The 16,492-nt window shown below is 61.2% G+C and carries 11 protein-coding genes and 3 pseudogenes; 8 read left to right on the top strand and 6 right to left on the bottom strand.

The features are described 5' to 3' along the window. Positions 1-34: 34 nt before the first annotated feature. On the top strand, positions 35-1,114 hold the full coding sequence (locus HU230_RS41840) for a PepSY-associated TM helix domain-containing protein (RefSeq protein WP_234633916.1): 1,080 nt from the start codon (positions 35-37) through the stop codon (positions 1,112-1,114). Here HU230_RS41840 and ppx read toward each other — a convergent pair. From ppx to HU230_RS41820, 4 genes and pseudogenes are all read right to left on the bottom strand, one after another. Next, positions 1,111-2,613 carry an exopolyphosphatase gene (ppx, locus tag HU230_RS41835; protein ID WP_176535452.1) on the bottom strand — a complete coding sequence of 501 codons (1,503 nt, stop codon included), beginning with the start codon at positions 2,611-2,613 and terminating at the stop codon, positions 1,111-1,113. The two genes, HU230_RS41840 and ppx, sit on opposite strands and share 4 nt — an antisense overlap. A 15-nt stretch (positions 2,614-2,628) precedes the next feature. Beyond that, positions 2,629-4,821 carry an RNA degradosome polyphosphate kinase gene (locus HU230_RS41830; RefSeq protein WP_063983670.1) on the bottom strand — a complete coding sequence of 731 codons (2,193 nt, stop codon included), beginning with the start codon at positions 4,819-4,821 and terminating at the stop codon, positions 2,629-2,631. A 117-nt stretch (positions 4,822-4,938) separates the two neighbouring features. Further along, a pseudogene (locus tag HU230_RS41825) lies at positions 4,939-5,514 on the bottom strand (tyrosine-type recombinase/integrase); the annotation flags it as partial. Between the two features lie 195 nt (positions 5,515-5,709). Further along, a complete protein-coding gene (locus tag HU230_RS41820; protein ID WP_176535451.1) occupies positions 5,710-6,138 on the bottom strand; it encodes a hypothetical protein in 429 nt (142 codons plus the stop codon). Between the two features lie 1,022 nt (positions 6,139-7,160). On the opposite strand from HU230_RS41820, the gene HU230_RS41815 reads away from it, so the two are divergent. Next, complete coding sequence (locus tag HU230_RS41815) at positions 7,161-7,331, top strand: hypothetical protein (protein WP_176529003.1); 171 nt, start codon at positions 7,161-7,163, stop codon at positions 7,329-7,331. After that, a complete protein-coding gene (locus tag HU230_RS41810) occupies positions 7,321-9,390 on the top strand; it encodes a recombinase family protein (protein ID WP_176529004.1) in 2,070 nt (689 codons plus the stop codon). Before HU230_RS41815 ends, HU230_RS41810 begins: the two co-directional genes overlap by 11 nt. An 8-nt stretch (positions 9,391-9,398) precedes the next feature. Here HU230_RS41810 and HU230_RS41805 read toward each other — a convergent pair. Beyond that, a pseudogene (locus tag HU230_RS41805) lies at positions 9,399-9,509 on the bottom strand (integrase core domain-containing protein); the annotation flags it as partial. Between the two features lie 144 nt (positions 9,510-9,653). Here HU230_RS41805 and HU230_RS41800 point away from each other — a divergent pair. The 3 genes from HU230_RS41800 (at position 9,654) to HU230_RS41790 (ending at position 12,654) form a co-directional block, all read left to right on the top strand. Next, positions 9,654-10,489, top strand: a protein-coding gene (locus HU230_RS41800; protein ID WP_176535449.1) for an IS5 family transposase whose coding sequence is annotated in 2 segments (ribosomal slippage) — positions 9,654-10,038 and positions 10,038-10,489 — 837 coding nt in all. Because the reading frame shifts where the segments join, the coding sequence is not laid out codon by codon here. 45 nt (positions 10,490-10,534) lie between these two features. After that, the gene (locus tag HU230_RS41795; protein WP_176535447.1) at positions 10,535-11,557 is read left to right on the top strand and encodes an IS110 family RNA-guided transposase; all 1,023 of its coding nucleotides are present in this window, start codon (positions 10,535-10,537) and stop codon (positions 11,555-11,557) included. 254 nt (positions 11,558-11,811) lie between these two features. Beyond that, positions 11,812-12,654, top strand: coding sequence for an IS5 family transposase (locus tag HU230_RS41790; RefSeq protein ID WP_176534619.1), 843 nt, complete (start codon positions 11,812-11,814; stop codon positions 12,652-12,654). 28 nt (positions 12,655-12,682) lie between these two features. Here HU230_RS41790 and HU230_RS41785 read toward each other — a convergent pair. After that, positions 12,683-12,907 (bottom strand): annotated as a pseudogene (locus tag HU230_RS41785) (transposase); the annotation flags it as partial. A 520-nt stretch (positions 12,908-13,427) separates the two neighbouring features. On the opposite strand from HU230_RS41785, the gene HU230_RS41780 reads away from it, so the two are divergent. After that, positions 13,428-14,378: a caspase family protein gene (locus tag HU230_RS41780; RefSeq protein WP_176535445.1), complete on the top strand. Its 951-nt coding sequence runs from the start codon at positions 13,428-13,430 to the stop codon at positions 14,376-14,378. Between the two features lie 154 nt (positions 14,379-14,532). After that, positions 14,533-16,347, top strand: coding sequence for a hypothetical protein (locus tag HU230_RS41775; RefSeq protein WP_176535443.1), 1,815 nt, complete (start codon positions 14,533-14,535; stop codon positions 16,345-16,347). Positions 16,348-16,492: the final 145 nt, after the last annotated feature.

Below are 16,492 nucleotides of genomic sequence, written 5' to 3'. Positions count from 1 at the left end.
GCGTGGGCTTCTGTGGGCTCATCGATGGCTCGGATTGCTCGGCGGCATCGTCGTGGTGCTGATCGGCCTCACGGGAAGCTTCATCGTCTTCTATCGGGAAATCGACGCCGCCCTGAACCCGGCGCTTTACACTCCCGCCGGTCGGGAACGAGAGGCTACGTTGAGCGAGGTGATGCGCGCGGCCGCGGCAGCGGATCCCGCGCCGATTGCCACGATCCTCGCGCCGGATCGGACCTGGCCGGTCTGGGTCGTGATACATGCGCATGAAACTGCGAAAGGCCGCGACCCGAATCGCTGGACGACCATGGTCGATCCTTCGAACGGGAAGGTGCTCGGGCGGCGTGACTACATCAACGCGTTCTCCCTCAAGGTTTATCGTCTGCACTACACGCTGCTGCTCTACGAGTGGTGGGGCAAAGAGCTGGTCGGCGTTGCCGGGTTCATGCTGCTCGGCCTGGCCATGTCAGGCCTCATCTTGTGGTGGCCGAGGCCGGGTCGATTCTGGCGATCGGTGTCGGTCCGCAGGGACGTTTCGCTGCTTCGATTTGTTTTCGACGTCCACGGCACGGCCGGCTTTTGGGCGCTGCTCGCGCTCACGGTGATCTCGATGACCGGCGTCGGGATCATTTTTCCCGACGTCGTGCGTCCCATCGTTGGCCTTGTGTCGCAACCGACAGCCGATCCGTCGCCGCGGATCGAAGCGCCGCCCCCCGCAGGGACACCGCCGCTATCACCTGATGCGATCATGCGGAACGCGCAATCGGCCAAGCCGGGCATAGCGGTTGCCATGCTGAACCCGCCCACCGAAACGCGCAACACCTGGCGGGTGCAGTGCCGGGCGGAGGGTGCCGATCCCGCGCTACGTGCCCGGGGAGCGATCTGGCTCGATCCATGGAGTGGCGCGGTGGTGCACGATCGCACTTCGGCCGCGATGTCGATGGGGGATCGCTATCTGGCCGAACAGCTCTGGATCCATAACGGCGCGACGTTCGGGCTGATCGGGCGCCTGTTGGTGTTCGCAGCCGGCTTCGCACCTCTCGCCCTGTTCATCAGCGGCGCGATCATGTGGCTCAAGAAACGTCCGGGAAGGATCAGGACCGGCTCGCCGGTCTAGCGTCGCACGATCGAGCCGGAGCGGCCGATCAGGCGGGCGAGGGCGCGGAAGCGGCTGCCGACGCGGTCGGCGACGAGGTCGACGAGCCGGTGCTCGGACACCAGCATCAGATTGCGGCCCTGGCTGCGGAAATGCGTGGCCGGCAGCACACCCGGGCGTGCCGCCGAGATCAGATGGGCGACGCGGAACGCCGCGCCCAGCAGACGGGCGCGTTCGAGCTGGGCCGGTGTCAGCAGCTCCTGCATGGTCACCGGCGGCTGGTTCTCCTCGCTCAGGCCCGCATAGCGGTAGAACACGGACAGGCCGACGAAGGCGCGCTCGGTGTGGGTGATTGCGCCGAAATTGCCGTTGACGACCAGGCTCAGCGTCTGCTCGCCGCGATGGTCGGGATGCACGCGCCAGCCGATGTCGGAGAGCAGGCACGCGGTGTGGCGCAAGCGGCGGTCCTCTTCGGTCTCGCGCAGCTTCACCACGCGCGCGAGGCGGTCGGTCCAGGCGATCAGCTCGCGGGCGTGCTTTGCCGAACGCGACAGCAGCTGATTGAGCTCTTCCGCGGCGCAGATCAGCCCGTCCTTGTTGCGCTCGGATTCCGACAGTTTCTCGTGCAAGAGGCCCTCGCGCACGCCGAAGGTCGAGAACACGATGGACTTGGGTTTCGCCACGCGGATGATGTGCTCGAGCACCAGCGCCGCATAGGTGAGGAGCGGGCGCCTGGCATCCGCGACGATCTCGATGTCGGCCAGCATGTCGGCGGCCGCAAGCCGGCGGAGACGACGCGAAAAGTCGAGCGCTTCAGCTGCGGAAATGGAGTAGCCGTGCATCACCTGGAGCGGATAGCCGCTCTGGATGATGTGGATGCGCGCAAGCGCGCGCCAAGTGCCGCCGACGGCGTAGAAGGTGCGGCCGCGGCCGGCGGTGAGCTGCGGCACCTCGTCGAGCTCCTCGCGCACGATGCGGTCGGCGCGCTTGAGCGATTTGTGCGCGAGGTCCTGGAGCGCGAGGCCGCCGAGCGGCAGCGTCACGCCGCTGCGCACGCTGTTCTTGCGCACATCGATCAGCTCGAGCGAGCCGCCGCCGAGATCGCCGACGATGCCGTCGGGATGATGGATGCCGGAGATCACGCCGAGCGCCGACAGCCGTGCCTCGCGCGGGCCCGACAGGATTTCGATCTTCACGGCGCAGATGCGCTCGGCTTTCGCGATGAAGTCGGGGCCGTTGGAGGCATCGCGGCAGGCTGCGGTCGCAATCGCAAACACGCGACCGACCTGCATGACGCGGCACAGGGCCCGGAACCGCTTCAGCGAGGTCAGCGCCTTGTCGACGGCATCGGGCGCAAGCAGGCCCGTGCTCTGCACCTCGCGCCCGAGGCCGCACAGCGTCTTCTCGTTGAAGATCGGAATGAGGCTCCGCGTCAGTCCCTCGTAGACGACGAGACGGACCGAGTTGGAACCGATATCGATGACCGCGACGCTCGAGCCGCGCTTACGCGGCCGCTTCACGTCCTCGATCCCGGATCAAGATTGATGACGTTCATTACGGCGCGTGAGACGGCGCGGCGAGGATTCCTTGAGCGACTTTCCACGGCCAGATAGACTCGGATTTGTCATGAAGTAGTTGTGGACGTTGAAAGGCTCCTCGCCCTTCGCGGTCTTCATACGCGTCGAGGACCCGTCGGGCAACAATTGCCAGCTCTGCTCATTGTCCTTCAGATTCGCGACCATGATCTGTTCGAGAACCTGCTGATGCACCGTGGGATTTTGCAGCGGACACAGCACCTCGACGCGGCGGTCGAGGTTGCGTGGCATCATGTCGGCCGAGGAGATATACACAGCCGCTTTCGCGCTCGGCAGGCCCTGGCCCATGCCGAAGCAGTAGATTCGGCCGTGTTCCAGGAAGCGCCCGATGATCGACTTGACGCGGATGTTCTCCGACAGGCCTGGAATGCCGGGCCTGAGGCAGCAGATGCCGCGCACCACGAGCTCGACCTGGACGCCGGCTTGTGAGGCCTCGTAGAGCGCGTCGATGATGTCGGGGTCGACCAGCGCATTCATCTTCATCCAGACCGCGCCGGGTCGGCCATGCCGCGCATGCGCGGTCTCGCCCTGGATGTGCTCGATGATGCGCTTGCGCAACGTCAGCGGCGACACCGCCATCTTTTCCAGATCGCTCGGCGCGGCATAACCGGTGATGAAGTTGAACACGCGCGCCGCGTCGCGGCCGATGGTCGGATCCGAGGTGAAGTAGGAGAGGTCGGTGTAGATACGTGCGGTGACGGGGTGATAATTGCCGGTGCCGGTGTGGACGTAAGTGGTGAGGCCGCCGCCCTCGCGGCGCACCACCATCGAGAGCTTCGCGTGCGTCTTCAGTTCGAGGAAGCCGTAGACGACCTGCACGCCGGCGCGTTCGAGGTCGCGCGCCCAGCGGATGTTGGCCTCCTCGTCGAAGCGCGCCTTCAATTCGATCAGCGCGGTGACGGACTTGCCGGCTTCGGCGGCTTCCGCCAGCGTGCGCACGATCGGCGAGTTGTTGGAGGTGCGGTACAGCGTCTGCTTGATCGCGACGACATCGGGATCGCGGGCGGCCTGCTGCAGGAACTGCACGACCACGTCGAAGGATTCGTAGGGATGGTGGACGACGAGGTCCTTCTGCCGGATCGCAGCAAAGATGTCGCCGCCATGCTCGCGCACGCGCTCGGGATGGCGCGGCACGTAAGGGGTGAATTCGAGATCGGGCCGGTCGAGGCGGGTGAGCTGCGAGAGCTCGTTCATGGCGAGCACGCCGTCGACCAGGAAGACCTCGTCGTCGGCGGCCGACAGCGCATGCTGCACGAAGCTGCGCAGCTCCTCCGGCATCTTGCCGTCGATCTCGAGCCGGATCACGGACCCGCGGCGGCGGCGCTTCAGAGCGGTCTCGAACAGGCGGACGAGGTCTTCGGCCTCTTCCTCGATTTCGAGCTCGGAGTCGCGGATGATGCGGAAGGCGCCCTGGCCGTGGAGATTGTAGCCGGGGAACAGGCGGTTGATGAACAGCCCGGTCGCCTGCTCGAGCGAGATCAGCCGCACGACCTTGCCCTCGGCCGGCAACCGGATGAAGCGGTCGATCTTGCCGGGCATACGAATCAGCGCGTTCATCTGCTTGCCGTCGGCGGCGCGCGTGAGCTGGAGCGCGATGGTGAAGCCGAGGCTCGGAATGAACGGGAAGGGGTGAGCCGGGTCGATGGCGAGCGGGGTCAACAGCGGAAACACGTTGTTGAGGAAGTAGTCCTCGATCCAGGTCCGTTCCGCCTTGGTGACGTCCTTGCCGTCGACCAGCACGATGCCGACGTCGGCCAGCGTGCCGCGCAGGTCGCGCCAGATCGCCTGCTGGTCAGAGGCAAGCTGCGAGACGGTGCGGTTGATCAGCGCGAGCTGCTCGGACGGCGTCAGGCCGTCGGGGCTGCGCTCGGCGATGCCCTCGCGGATCTGGGCCTTGATGCCGGCGACGCGGACCATGAAGAATTCGTCGAGGTTATTCGCTGAAATCGACAGGAATCGCACCCGCTCCAGCATGGGGTGGCTGGGATTGACCGCTTCCTCGAGGACGCGGCGGTTGAAGTGCAGCCAGGAGAGCTCGCGATTGATGAAGCGCTCGGGACTTGAGGCAATCGCCGGCAGCCCCTCGGTCTCCGGAGCTTTTTCTTTAATTTCAACAGCTTGCGCAGAGTCCATCAGAAGTCGATCCATCCAGTTCGCCCCAATTTGCGACTTATGCGCAAAACCGGCGGGCGTGTGCAGCGTGACGCGCTTGGTCAGGCCCGCAGCCTTCACCGCCGACCGGCAGGCGGCATGCAGCACGGTCTGATCGATCGGATGATCTTCGTCACGACCAGGGAACAGATAAAGCCGCGGCCGGGCGAGCCGCCAGTAGGTGCGCAGGATGCCCAGCAGCTGGGGCGACAGCATCACGTTGCGATCCTTCGCGCCCTTGCCGTGGCGCACCTGGATGACGCCGCGGGCGCTGTCGATGTCTTCGATCCGCAGTCCCGCAACCTCCGAGGCCCTGAGCCCGGCCGCATAGGCGGTGGTGAGCGCGGCGCGGCTCTTCAGGCTCGATACCGCTTCAAGAAACTGAACCACTTCGTCGGCGCTGAGAACGACCGGCAGCTTGCGCGGTTCTCGCGCATAGGGAATGCGCTCTGGGATGAGCGCCTCGCCGAGCGTGACGCCGTAGAAAAACCGTAGCGCACAGACGATCTGGTTCAGCGCCGGCCATGAGATGCCGGTCGAGACCAAATGCACCTGGAAGGCGCGGACGTCTTCCAGCTCTAACCGGTCAGGCGATCGGCCAAAATAGCGGCTGAACTTCGAAACCGCGCTGATGTAGGATCTTTGCGTCGCCGGCGACAGATTGCGGACGGTCATGTCTTCGATCAGGCGGCGGCGAAGAGGGCTCAAATCGGCCATCTCGATACTCCTGTCTGAGGGGGTGGGCTCCAACACCCACATCCTCTCAGCCAGGAGGCGATCTATGCCACCTTGCCCCCTACGCCGCGGCAGCGGCTTCGTTCAACCCCAAGAGTCCACACAGCCTAAAGCGTCCCCAGGGGGGCGGTTTGGTTATTCCTGCATGCGGTCCTTGGGCGTTTGTCCGTCATCGGTGGATGTTGGTTCGGTCTTCAACTTTCTCTTCCTCTCTTGCGCTCCCGATGGTTCGTCTCGTGTTTCCTCTGCCACTCTGGCATCCAATTGGTATGCCTCTGCGATGAGCGCCTGAAATTCAGTGTCGCTGTCGTTTATTGCTGCCGAAACCAGCTTGTCTAGAATGTCGGCACCTTCGGATGGTGATTTCACTACGCCCTGCCCAAGCCTTCCTATCACAAATCTGTAGCATTCATTACTAATCTTGTTCACCGGCTTCTTGTATTTGAACGGGTTATCTTTCTTTGTGAAAGCCCTCAGTACTGGCCGGACGTCAGTTAGAAACGCTTCAACCGATCCGTTCGGCCTCAATTTGATCTGCGCAAGCAATTCTAAACCGCTCTGCATTTTGCTGACGTGTCCTCTTGTGTTTGTCGTCTCATTTGTTGCTTAGTTTGCCATTTCGATGCCCTTTAAAAGATAGCTCGGAAGGTATGGCAGGGACATGATAGTCGTTGATTCCGCGTCCACAGCCCAGCCTTGGTTGCGTTCGGCTTCGCTGGTGCCCGCTTTGGACCCACTGTGGGAACCCACGGTCAGGTCGGCCGATCGTAGAAGTCTGCTGATGTTCAACCATTGAAACTCCTCTGTGAAGCTGAACGCAGAATGTCTTGTTGTCTCGATTATACAGAAAGATCCGAAGGAAATGCCGTGAAACTCACGTTAAAAACGAGAGCCAGGTTTCACCATCGTGCGTCAGAGCGGCTCAGCGCGGATCACGAGTGAAGCCAGGCGCCATTCCAATTAGTCGTCTGGTGAAAGGGAGATGGCGACGTCTTCCCCAGATCGAGAGGCGGAACTGTGACGTTGCCCCCAGATTTTATCCAGTTCTGAGTTCGCTCAAGCCGGTGGATTTGCCCAGTTGGGCGGCGCGGGTGGCACGTGAAGGCGAACTCGGAGGGCGTCTTCCATCCGAGCTGCGAGTGCGGTCGTGTGTCGTTATACAACGACGTTTGAGAACGCCCACAGGACCGTTCTTCGCGAGGTTCTTTATCGGCATCATCCCTGGTTTGGTCGCCGAGTTTGCGTTCATGGGGCGGTCGACAAGGCTGACGATGTCGTTTTTCGCTGCACCCTGGACGGATCGCAAGCAGACCGTTGGCTGGAAGTTCCAGCATGGATGTTCGACCGGACGGCCTGCCCTGACGCCGAGCTTCTGACAGTTCGGCCGTTTGTTAGCATCGATGCACTTGCGGCGCTCGCTGCGCTTCTCGATCTGGCGTTGAAGGATCGAACGCCATCAGCTGCCCCGCTTTCTGGCGCATCCAGAGGCTCTCACGACCAGAATCGGGGAGCGACTCATGTCACGCGAGACGGCAATGCCAGGGAGCGGATACCGACACAATCGACAACCGCGGTTGCAGCAGCAGATGGATCTGTTCGGGAGCGGCCTGTCGAACGGCGCCCTCGGCGCGCCGGCATGGTCGGAGCTGCCGGCGGAAGCGCGGGCGGCCCTCACAAGCCTGATGACGCAGTTGATCCTCGACCATGCTGCGATGACAGCGACGCCGCCCGCGAAGGGGGTCGATCATGATCTCTGACAAGGTCAGGCCTCATCATCTGGAGCGTAAGGCGATTCTTTACGTGCGCCAATCCTCAGCACATCAGGTGTTGCACAATCGCGAGAGCAGCGCATTGCAATACGCCATGCGGGACCGGCTGACGGCACTCGGGTGGTCAGAGATCGAAGTGATCGATGATGATCTCGGTCGTTCAGCCGCCGGCGGCGTGCAACGCGCCGGTTTCGAGCGAATGGTAGCGGAGGTTTGCCTCGGTAAGGTTGGTGCGGTTTGCGCCCGCGAGGTCTCGCGCTTCGCCCGCAACAGCCGGGATTGGCAGCAACTCATCGAGATGTGCCGCGTGGTCGATACCGTTCTGGTCGATCAGGAGACTATCTATGCGCCAAGGCACGGCAACGACCGCCTGCTGCTCGGGCTCAAGGGCAGCCTCAACGAGTACGAACTGGATTTGTTGCGCCAACGCTCGCTCTCGGCCCGCTACGAGAAGGCGCGCCGGGGCGAGTTGGTTGTGGCGGCGCCCGTCGGCTTCGTGAAGGCCGGCGACCATTATGAGAAAGATCCGGATCGGCGTGTCCAGGAAGCGATCAAGCTGGTGTTCGACAAGGTCGAGGAACTGGGCAGCGCGCGACAGGCGCTCTGCTGGCTCCACGAGTACAATCTCGATCTACCAGTGAAGCAGTCCAACGGCGACACAGCCTGGCGGCGACCGAGTTACTCCGCCATCCACCGGATCATTGAGAACCCGGTCTACGGCGGCGCCTATGCCTATGGTAAGACGGCTGTGGCGGCGGGATACAGCGCCGGGGGCGTGAGCTTGAAGATCCGCCGCAAGACACGGAACGAATGGCTGGCGCTGAAGCCCAACACCCACGACGGGTATGTGAGCTGGGAGAGGTTCGAGGCGATCCGCACCATGGTCAGCAGCAACGTTCCCACCGGTCGGCATCACGGCGCACCCAAGCATGGTGACGCGCTGCTGGCCGGTCTGATCCGGTGCAAGCGCTGCGGCCGCAAGCTCACACTCCGGTACTCCGGCATGAAGCACCATATCCCACGCTACAGCTGCAGCCGCGCCTGGATGGACAATGGCGGTCCTCACTGCATCGCCTTCGGCGGATTGCGTGTCGATGATGCAATCGAGGAAGCACTGCTTGGCGTCGTCGGTCCGGGCGCTATCGCCGCTGCAACCGCTGCCGCCGAAGGAGCCAGGGAACGGCGGGATCAGGTGCGCGATGCGCTCAGTCGCGATCTGGAAGCGGCGCGCTATGCCGCCGACCGGGCTTTCCGGCAATACGATGCCGCTGACCCCGCGAACCGGTTGGTGGCGAGTGAGCTGGAAGCGCGCTGGAACAGGGCACTCGCTCACGCGGCGGAGGTCGAGGGCAAGATCGCCATGCATGATGCGGCCACGCCCGCACCCATTGCTGATCCAGCTTCGCTCGGCGTACTGGCCTCGAACCTCAAAACGGTCTGGGATGCGCCGACGACGGATGCTCGTCTCAAGAAGCGCATTGTACGCACCCTCGTCCATGAGGTCGTGGCCGATATAGACGACGCGGCGTCCGAGATCGTTCTCATCGTCCACTGGGTGGGTGGCGCTCACAGCGAGTTGCGCTTGCCCAAGCGCCGGCGCGGACAGCGCAACAGCACTTCCGCCGATATTATCCAAGCCGTGCGTCAACTGGTGCTGATCGCCAGCGACGATCTGATTGCCGGCCTCCTCAACCGAAACGGCCTCAAGACGGGCAACGGCAATCGCTGGACCCGCGAGCGCGTCACATCAATGCGCTCGAGCTACCACCTCCCGGTGTTCAAGCCCGCCGATGACGGGATCGAACCCTGGCTCAACCTTAGCAACGCCGCAAAGCTCCTGAAGGTCGCGCCCAAGACGCTCCGGCTCGCCGCTGAAGCCGGCGAGATCGCAGCCATCCATCCGCTATCGGACGGCCCGTGGATCTTTGCTCGCGCCTCGCTGATAACAGCTGCCGCTCAATCTATCGCCGAAGGAGCGCGACAGAACCCAAGATACCCCACAGGATCGCATCCCGATCAGCAAACTCTCTTCTCTTCAACAACATAGACAGATGGGTGTTCTGATGCGCGGTTGTAATCGGCGCGCCAGCATCCGAGCGCGACGCGGGCCTGAGCCAGCGACGCGAACAGCGTCTCGTTCAGCAATTCATCCCGGAGCCGGCCGTTGATGGGGAAGACGGTCCCGCTCCCTCGGCGCCGGCGATATACTGGCGATGGACGAACCCGCTTAAGAGCCGATCCAAGAAGAAGTTGAGTCAGGTGAATCGGTTGTGATTCTGTGATGGCGCTTGATTCGGGATGGAGCGTCTAATGTGGAAGCCTGAACACCGGTGCGCGGCTGAACGGCGCGGGCTTCGTTATCCGAGTGATCTTACCGAGGCGGAATGGGCGATGATCGCACCGAGGATTCCGCCGGCCAAGCGCGGCGGCCGGCCGCGGAATGTCGATGTCCGCGAGGTTCTTAACGCGATCTTCTACGTGTTGTGGACGGGGTGTCAGTGGAAGGCGCTGCCGAAAGACCTCCCGCCGAAGAGCACGGCGCATTACTATTTCATGCTGTGGCAGTGGGACGGCACGCTGGAGCGCATCCACCATGCACTTTACGTCGAGGCTCGTGAGCAGGCCGGCCGTGAAGCCAGTCCGACGGCGGCAATCATTGACAGCCAGAGTGCCAAGGCGGCGCAAAAAGGGGGTCTGCGCTCGACCCGCAAGGCTTTGATGCCGGCAAGAAGGTCACGGGTCGCAAACGCCATATCCTCGTCGATACGCTCGGCCTGCTGCTGAGTGTCGTAGTCCATCCCGCCCATGTGCAAGACCGCGACGGTGCTCGTGACCTGCTCCGCAGCGCACGCCGCTCGTTCCCTTTCATTAAGCGCATTTTTGCCGATGCTGGCTATCAGGGAGCCAAGATGGCAGAGGTGGTCGCCGACACCGGTTGCTGGACCATTGAGATCGTCAAGCGCAACGAACTGCATAAATTCGTCGTCCTGCCCAAGCGATGGATCGTCGAGCGGACTTTCGCCTGGATCAGCCGTAATCGCCGCTTGGCCCGCGACTTCGAGCGTTACGCCGAAACGGTCGTTGCCTTCATCCGTCTCGCCATGATCCGCATCATGCTCAGGCGCTTGACCAAGCCAGCCCCTTGATCATGAATCCCTTCTTCTTGGATCGGCTCTAAAAGGAGCATACCAATGGAAGCCGCGACAATTGGGTTGGATATTTCGAAGCACGTATTTCACATCCATGCAGTTGATAGCCAAGGCCAAGTGGCCGGTCGCCAACGTCTCCGGCGAGGCGAGATCGTGTCGTTCTTCTCTTCGCTCGCACCTTGCCTGGTCGGCATCGAGGCTTGCGCTACTGCTCACCACTGGGCGCGGGAGATTCGGCAGTTTGGACACGATGTCAGATTGATTCCGCCAGCCTATGTTAAACCCTACCTACGAAGAGGAGCCAAGAATGACGCCGCTGACGCGGCCGCGATCTGCGAAGCGGTCAGTCGTCCTAATATGCGGTTCGTTCCAATCAAGAGCGCTGAGAACCAGGGCTTCTTGATGCTTCATCGTGCAAGAGGCTTGCTGGTCCGCCAACGCACCATGACAGCTTGCGCCATTCGGGCTCACTTTGCTGAGTTCGGAATCATTGTCGGGCAAGGCCGGCAACGAGTGGATGGTTTGGCGGACTTGTTGGATGACGAGGAACTGACGCTACCGGCCCACGCTCGCATCGCCCTGGCCGTCCTTGTGAGCCAACTGAAGGAATTGCACCGGCAGGTCAAGGCCATCGAGCGCGAACTAGCTGAGATCCAGAGAGTAAATCCGATGGCGAAGTTGCTGTCCTCGATTCCCGGGATCGGTCCCATTACGGCCACGGCTCTCGCCGCGACCGTACCGGACGCGACCATGTTCCGCTCCGGGCGAGAGTTCGCGGCCTGGCTTGGCCTGACGCCTAAGCAGAATTCCACCGGCGGGAAGGATCGGCTCGGCCGGATTACGAAACAGGGCGATTCCTATCTCAGACACTTGCTTGTCATCGGAGCACGCAACGTCGTTCGGTACCCAAAGGCACGCTGCCGGGTTGGGGGCGGCTGGATCGAAGCCCTGCTTGAACGGCGTCGGCCGATGGTCGTCGCCATCGCCGTTGCCAACAAGTTGGCCCGGATCGTCTGGGCAATGATGACGACCGGGGAATTCTATCGGCCTAAGCTTGCGACCTGAATGTCGCGTATGTTGGCCACGTTATGGTGTGAGGGCAAATGACAGCATGACGGACACCGGCGGAGCTGGGGATCGAGCAAGCCCGAAGAGCTTTAAGCGCAACAAGCGCGACCCGTTGATGAGGCCTCGATCCGCGATCTCCATCAGGGCCAGCGGCCATGGCATCGGTCGTTAGTGTCCGACCGAAAAATAAGTTGAGTGATATCAGCGAGTTCTGATTCCATTGGTGTTGCGAAGCATCAAAGGGATCGAGAATGTGGACTGATATCACCCGGGCACAGTTTGCCCGAGAGGAGCTGCGTTTGCCAAGCGACTTGACGGATGCGGAATGGGGCGTGCTGGAGAGGTTGCTTCCTGTGCGGGCCAAGCGCGGGCGGCGCCCGAAATGGAGCTATCGCGACATCGTCGAGGCAGTGCTCTATCTGCTGCGCGGCGGGTTGCCGTGGCGCATGCTGCCGCCCACTCTGTTTCCACCAATGACCACGGTGCAGTACTATTTCTACCAATGGCGCGACAGCGGATTGTGGCAATCGATCAACCACGCACTCCTGATGTTGGCGCGCGAGGCGATCGGCCGGGAGGCCTCGCCGACGGTCGGCGTGATCGACAGCCAATCGGTCAAGACCACGGAAAGTGGCGGCCCTCGCGGCTACGACGCGGGAAAGAAGATCAAGGGTCGAAAGCGTCACATCGTCACCGACACCCAAGGGCTCCTGGTCGGAGCGATTGTTCACGCTGCCGACGTCCAGGATCGCGATGGCGCGCCAGATGTCCTGTGCAGCATTCGCTATCGCTTCCCCTGGCTGCGCCATATTTTCGCCGATGGCGGCTATGCCGGCGAAAAGCTCAAGGCGGTGCTGGAAAAGATCGGCCGGTGGACTGTCGAGATCATCAAGCGCTCCGATGCTGCACGGGGCTTCCAGGTGCTTCCGCGGCGCTGGGTCGTCGAACGAACCTTCGCCTGGCTCGGCCGCAATCGCAGATTAGCCAAGGACTTCGAGCGAACCATCGAAAGCGCAACTGCCTGGCTCTTCCTCGCCTCTGTCCAACTCATGACAAGGCGCATCGCAGCGATAAAAACAGCAATGCAATTTTGAGTCAGGCTCTAAGTGTCCGACCGAAAAATAAGTTGGCGTCAGCCAGGAGCCGTTTCAGCTTCGTGTTCTCGTCGTCCAGCGCCCTCAGCCTCTTGGCCTCGGACACGTCCATCCCGCCGTACTTGGCCTTCCATTTGTAAATGCTGGCGTCGCTTACGCCGTGCTTGCGGCATAGATCGGCGACCGACACCCCGGCCTCGTGCTCCTTCAAGATCCCGATGATCTGTTCTTCCGTAAAGCGGCTACGCTTCATGCTCTGGTCCTCGTCGTGGGCCAGAACGAACTTCAAACTGGATTAGGCCCCGGGGGCAAGGTCATGGCCTGGCTGCAACCGCAGTCCACTCGCGAGAGGCCGGATACATTTATGCAACTGGAAGCGTCATTTTTGCTGGTTACGAACCCTTGCACGGACAGGGCGGACCATACCGTTTTTGAAAGGAGCTCGCGAAGTGCGGCCGCATCGCCTTGAACCCTTGAACAACGCAAGTGGCGGCCAGGCGGGCTCGCCCTTTGTCACCAGCCCGGTCTGTTCACCCGAGATGGAGGCCACCACGGGAGCAAGTTCAAGCCGTCAAATATCCGCACTGAGCCACTCTGACGCACGATGGTGAAACTGCCCTCGTTTTCACGCGAGTTTCACGGCCGTTCCTTTGGACCTTCTGTATAATCGCAGTAACAAGACATTACGAGGCCAGCTTCACAGGAAGTGGTAGTGTTTGAACATCAGAAGACTTTGACTGTCGCCCGACCTGACCGTTTCGTGAGTTCGTACAGTGTATTCAGCTGACACCACCAAAGGCGAACGGTGCCGGGCGGTGCTCGTAGGCATCAACGATTATCACGGCGCAGCGAACAACCTTCCGAGCAGTGTTAACGATGTTAATGCCTTTGAGGAGGTACTCAAGAAGCAATACGGATTCGCCAACATTGTTCGACTTGTCGATTCCGAAGCCACCGTAGGCAATGTAACAGCTGCCTTGCGAGAGCTCTTCGCAGACGTATCGCCGGAGGATCGATTGGTCTTCTTTTTCTCCGGTCACGGAACGACTGCACTCCGAGGCCTCGTCATTCAAGAATGCATTGTTCTCTACGACGGCTATCTCTTCGACAACACGTTCGCGCAGATGACGCAGAACCTGCCGCCCGGAATATTGACGCTCGTTGCCGATTGCTGCTTCTCCGGCGGCCTTGAAAAGCGGATGTTGGCGCCGGCGTTCAAGTACTCCGGGTTAGTCGGACGCGCGCGCGTCAAAACCCACATGCGTTTAACCGGCGACAAATTCCTCGAACACACCAACGGGCAGGGCAGGGCAATAGCAAAGAAGCGCTTTGGTGAGATGACTTACCTTCGGAATTCACCCGTCGCGGCGAATTCGCGGGATCCCCTGGCCGGGTTGCAGGCCTCTATGCCGGAGGCCGCGTCCGGTGAGACGGGGCAGCTACAGTTAAATGGCGTCCTTCTTTCCGCTTGCCTCGAAACCGAAACGGCAGCCGCGAGCACTGCATTAACGGAAGGGAAGTCGGCCTTTACCTTTGCCCTTCTCCATTCATTGAAGGCGCTCAGCCCCGGAGCAAGCTTGGCTGAGCTTGTGGACGCCGCGAAGTTAATGATCCGGAGGGTCGGGCTTCCCCAGACGCCTCTTTTAAAGGAACCTAAGATTCCAGGGGGCACACGGCTCCGCTCCTTCATCACCTTTGCACGCCAGCGGAGAAGTGTGATCTGAGAGCCGCAACCAACCGCAAACATCAACAAGGTGATCAACAATGGACACATCTACGCTTACTCGACTGTCACTTGGCACAGCTAAAGAGAGATATCAGCTTGAGCGCGACCCTTTCGGAATAGATCATCCGAGTCTAGTTCGCGGGATCGTCTCGATGATTACGGCTGAGAACAATGACCAGCAGCCAACCCGGGAAGCTAACCAAATTGCAGGTGACCTTGCCAAAGGTCAGCAGCTTACCGAGCAGAAGCTGTTCGGCATCAACCCTGCTATTCTGATCCCGGCGATCATCTCGGCGGCGAGGGCGGTGATCAAAGGTCAGCAGCCCAACGAGTTTGACGAGAGCCTACGTGGCGACGCGATCCAAATTGCAGGTGACCTTGCCAAAGGTCAGCAGCTTACCGAGCAGAAGCTGTTCGGCATCAACCCTGCTATTCTGATCCCGGCGATCATCTCGGCGGCGAGGGCGGTGATCAAAGGTCAGCAGCCCAACGAGTTTGACGAGAGCCTACGTGGCGACGCGATCCAAATTGCAGGTGACCTTGCCAAAGGTCAGCAGCTTACCGAGCAGAAGCTGTTCGGCATCAACCCTGCTATTCTGATCCCGGCGATCATCTCGGCGGCGAGGGCGGTGATCAAAGGTCAGCAGCCCAACGAGTTTGACGAGAGCCTACGTGGCGACGCGATCCAAATTGCAGGTGACCTTGCCAAAGGTCAGCAGCTTACCGAGCAGAAGCTGTTCGGCATCAACCCTGCTATTCTGATCCCGGCGATCATCTCGGCGGCGAGGGCGGTGATCAAAGGTCAGCAGCCCAACGAGTTTGACGAGAGCCTACGTGGCGACGCGATCCAAATTGCAGGTGACCTTGCCAAAGGTCAGCAGCTTACCGAGCAGAAGCTGTTCGGCATCAACCCTGCTATTCTGATCCCGGCGATCATCTCGGCGGCGAGGGCGGTGATCAAAGGTCAGCAGCCCAACGAGTTTGACGAGAGCCTACGTGGCGACGCGATCCAAATTGCAGGTGACCTTGCCAAAGGTCAGCAGCTTACCGAGCAGAAGCTGTTCGGCATCAACCCTGCTATTCTGATCCCGGCGATCATCTCGGCGGCGAGGGCGGTGATCAAAGGTCAGCAGCCCAACGAGTTTGACGAGAGCCTACGTGGCGACGCGATCCAAATTGCAGGTGACCTTGCCAAAGGTCAGCAGCTTACCGAGCAGAAGCTGTTCGGCATCAACCCTGCTATTCTGATCCCGGCGATCATCTCGGCGGCGAGGGCGGTGATCAAAGGTCAGCAGCCCAACGAGTTTGACGAGAGCCTACGTGGCGACGCGATCCAAATTGCAGGTGACCTTGCCAAAGGTCAGCAGCTTACCGAGCAGAAGCTGTTCGGCATCAACCCTGCTATTCTGATCCCGGCGATCATCTCGGCGGCGAGGGCGGTGATCAAAGGTCAGCAGCCCAACGAGTTTGACGAGAGCCTACGTGGCGACGCGATCCAAATTGCAGGTGACCTTGCCAAAGGTCAGCAGCTTACCGAGCAGAAGCTGTTCGGCATCAACCCTGCTATTCTGATCCCGGCGATCATCTCGGCGGCGAGGGCGGTGATCAAAGGTCAGCAGCCCAACGAGTTTGACGAGAGCCTACGTGGCGACGCGATCCAAATTGCAGGTGACCTTGCCAAAGGTCAGCAGCTTACCGAGCAGAAGCTGTTCGGCATCAACCCTGCTATTCTGATCCCGGCGATCATCTCGGCGGCGAGGGCGGTGATCAAAGGTCAGCAGCCCAACGAGTTTGACGAGAGCCTACGTGGCGACGCGATCCAAATTGCAGGTGACCTTGCCAAAGGTCAGCAGCTTACCGAGCAGAAGCTGTTCGGCATCAACCCTGCTATTCTGATCCCGGCGATCATCTCGGCGGCGAGAGCGGTGATCAAAGGTCAGCAGCCTGCTGCGCGGCAATCAGGATGACAGTGGAGCGTCAATCAGGATGAGAGAGCAGGCCCCGGTTGTTTGGACAGTGCCCCGCGGAAATTAAGTGGATTCCTGCCAGGTTACACTGAATGCGGGGCTTTGCGATTTTGTCGTTGCGTCGGGAGAAGGGCGTAGCCCGACC

It is taken from the genome of Bradyrhizobium quebecense (assembly GCF_013373795.3).
In the GTDB taxonomy this organism is placed as follows: Bacteria; Pseudomonadota; Alphaproteobacteria; order Rhizobiales; family Xanthobacteraceae; genus Bradyrhizobium; species Bradyrhizobium quebecense.
Note: the sequence above shows the minus strand (reverse complement) of the source record. Positions and strands in the feature narration are given on the sequence as shown.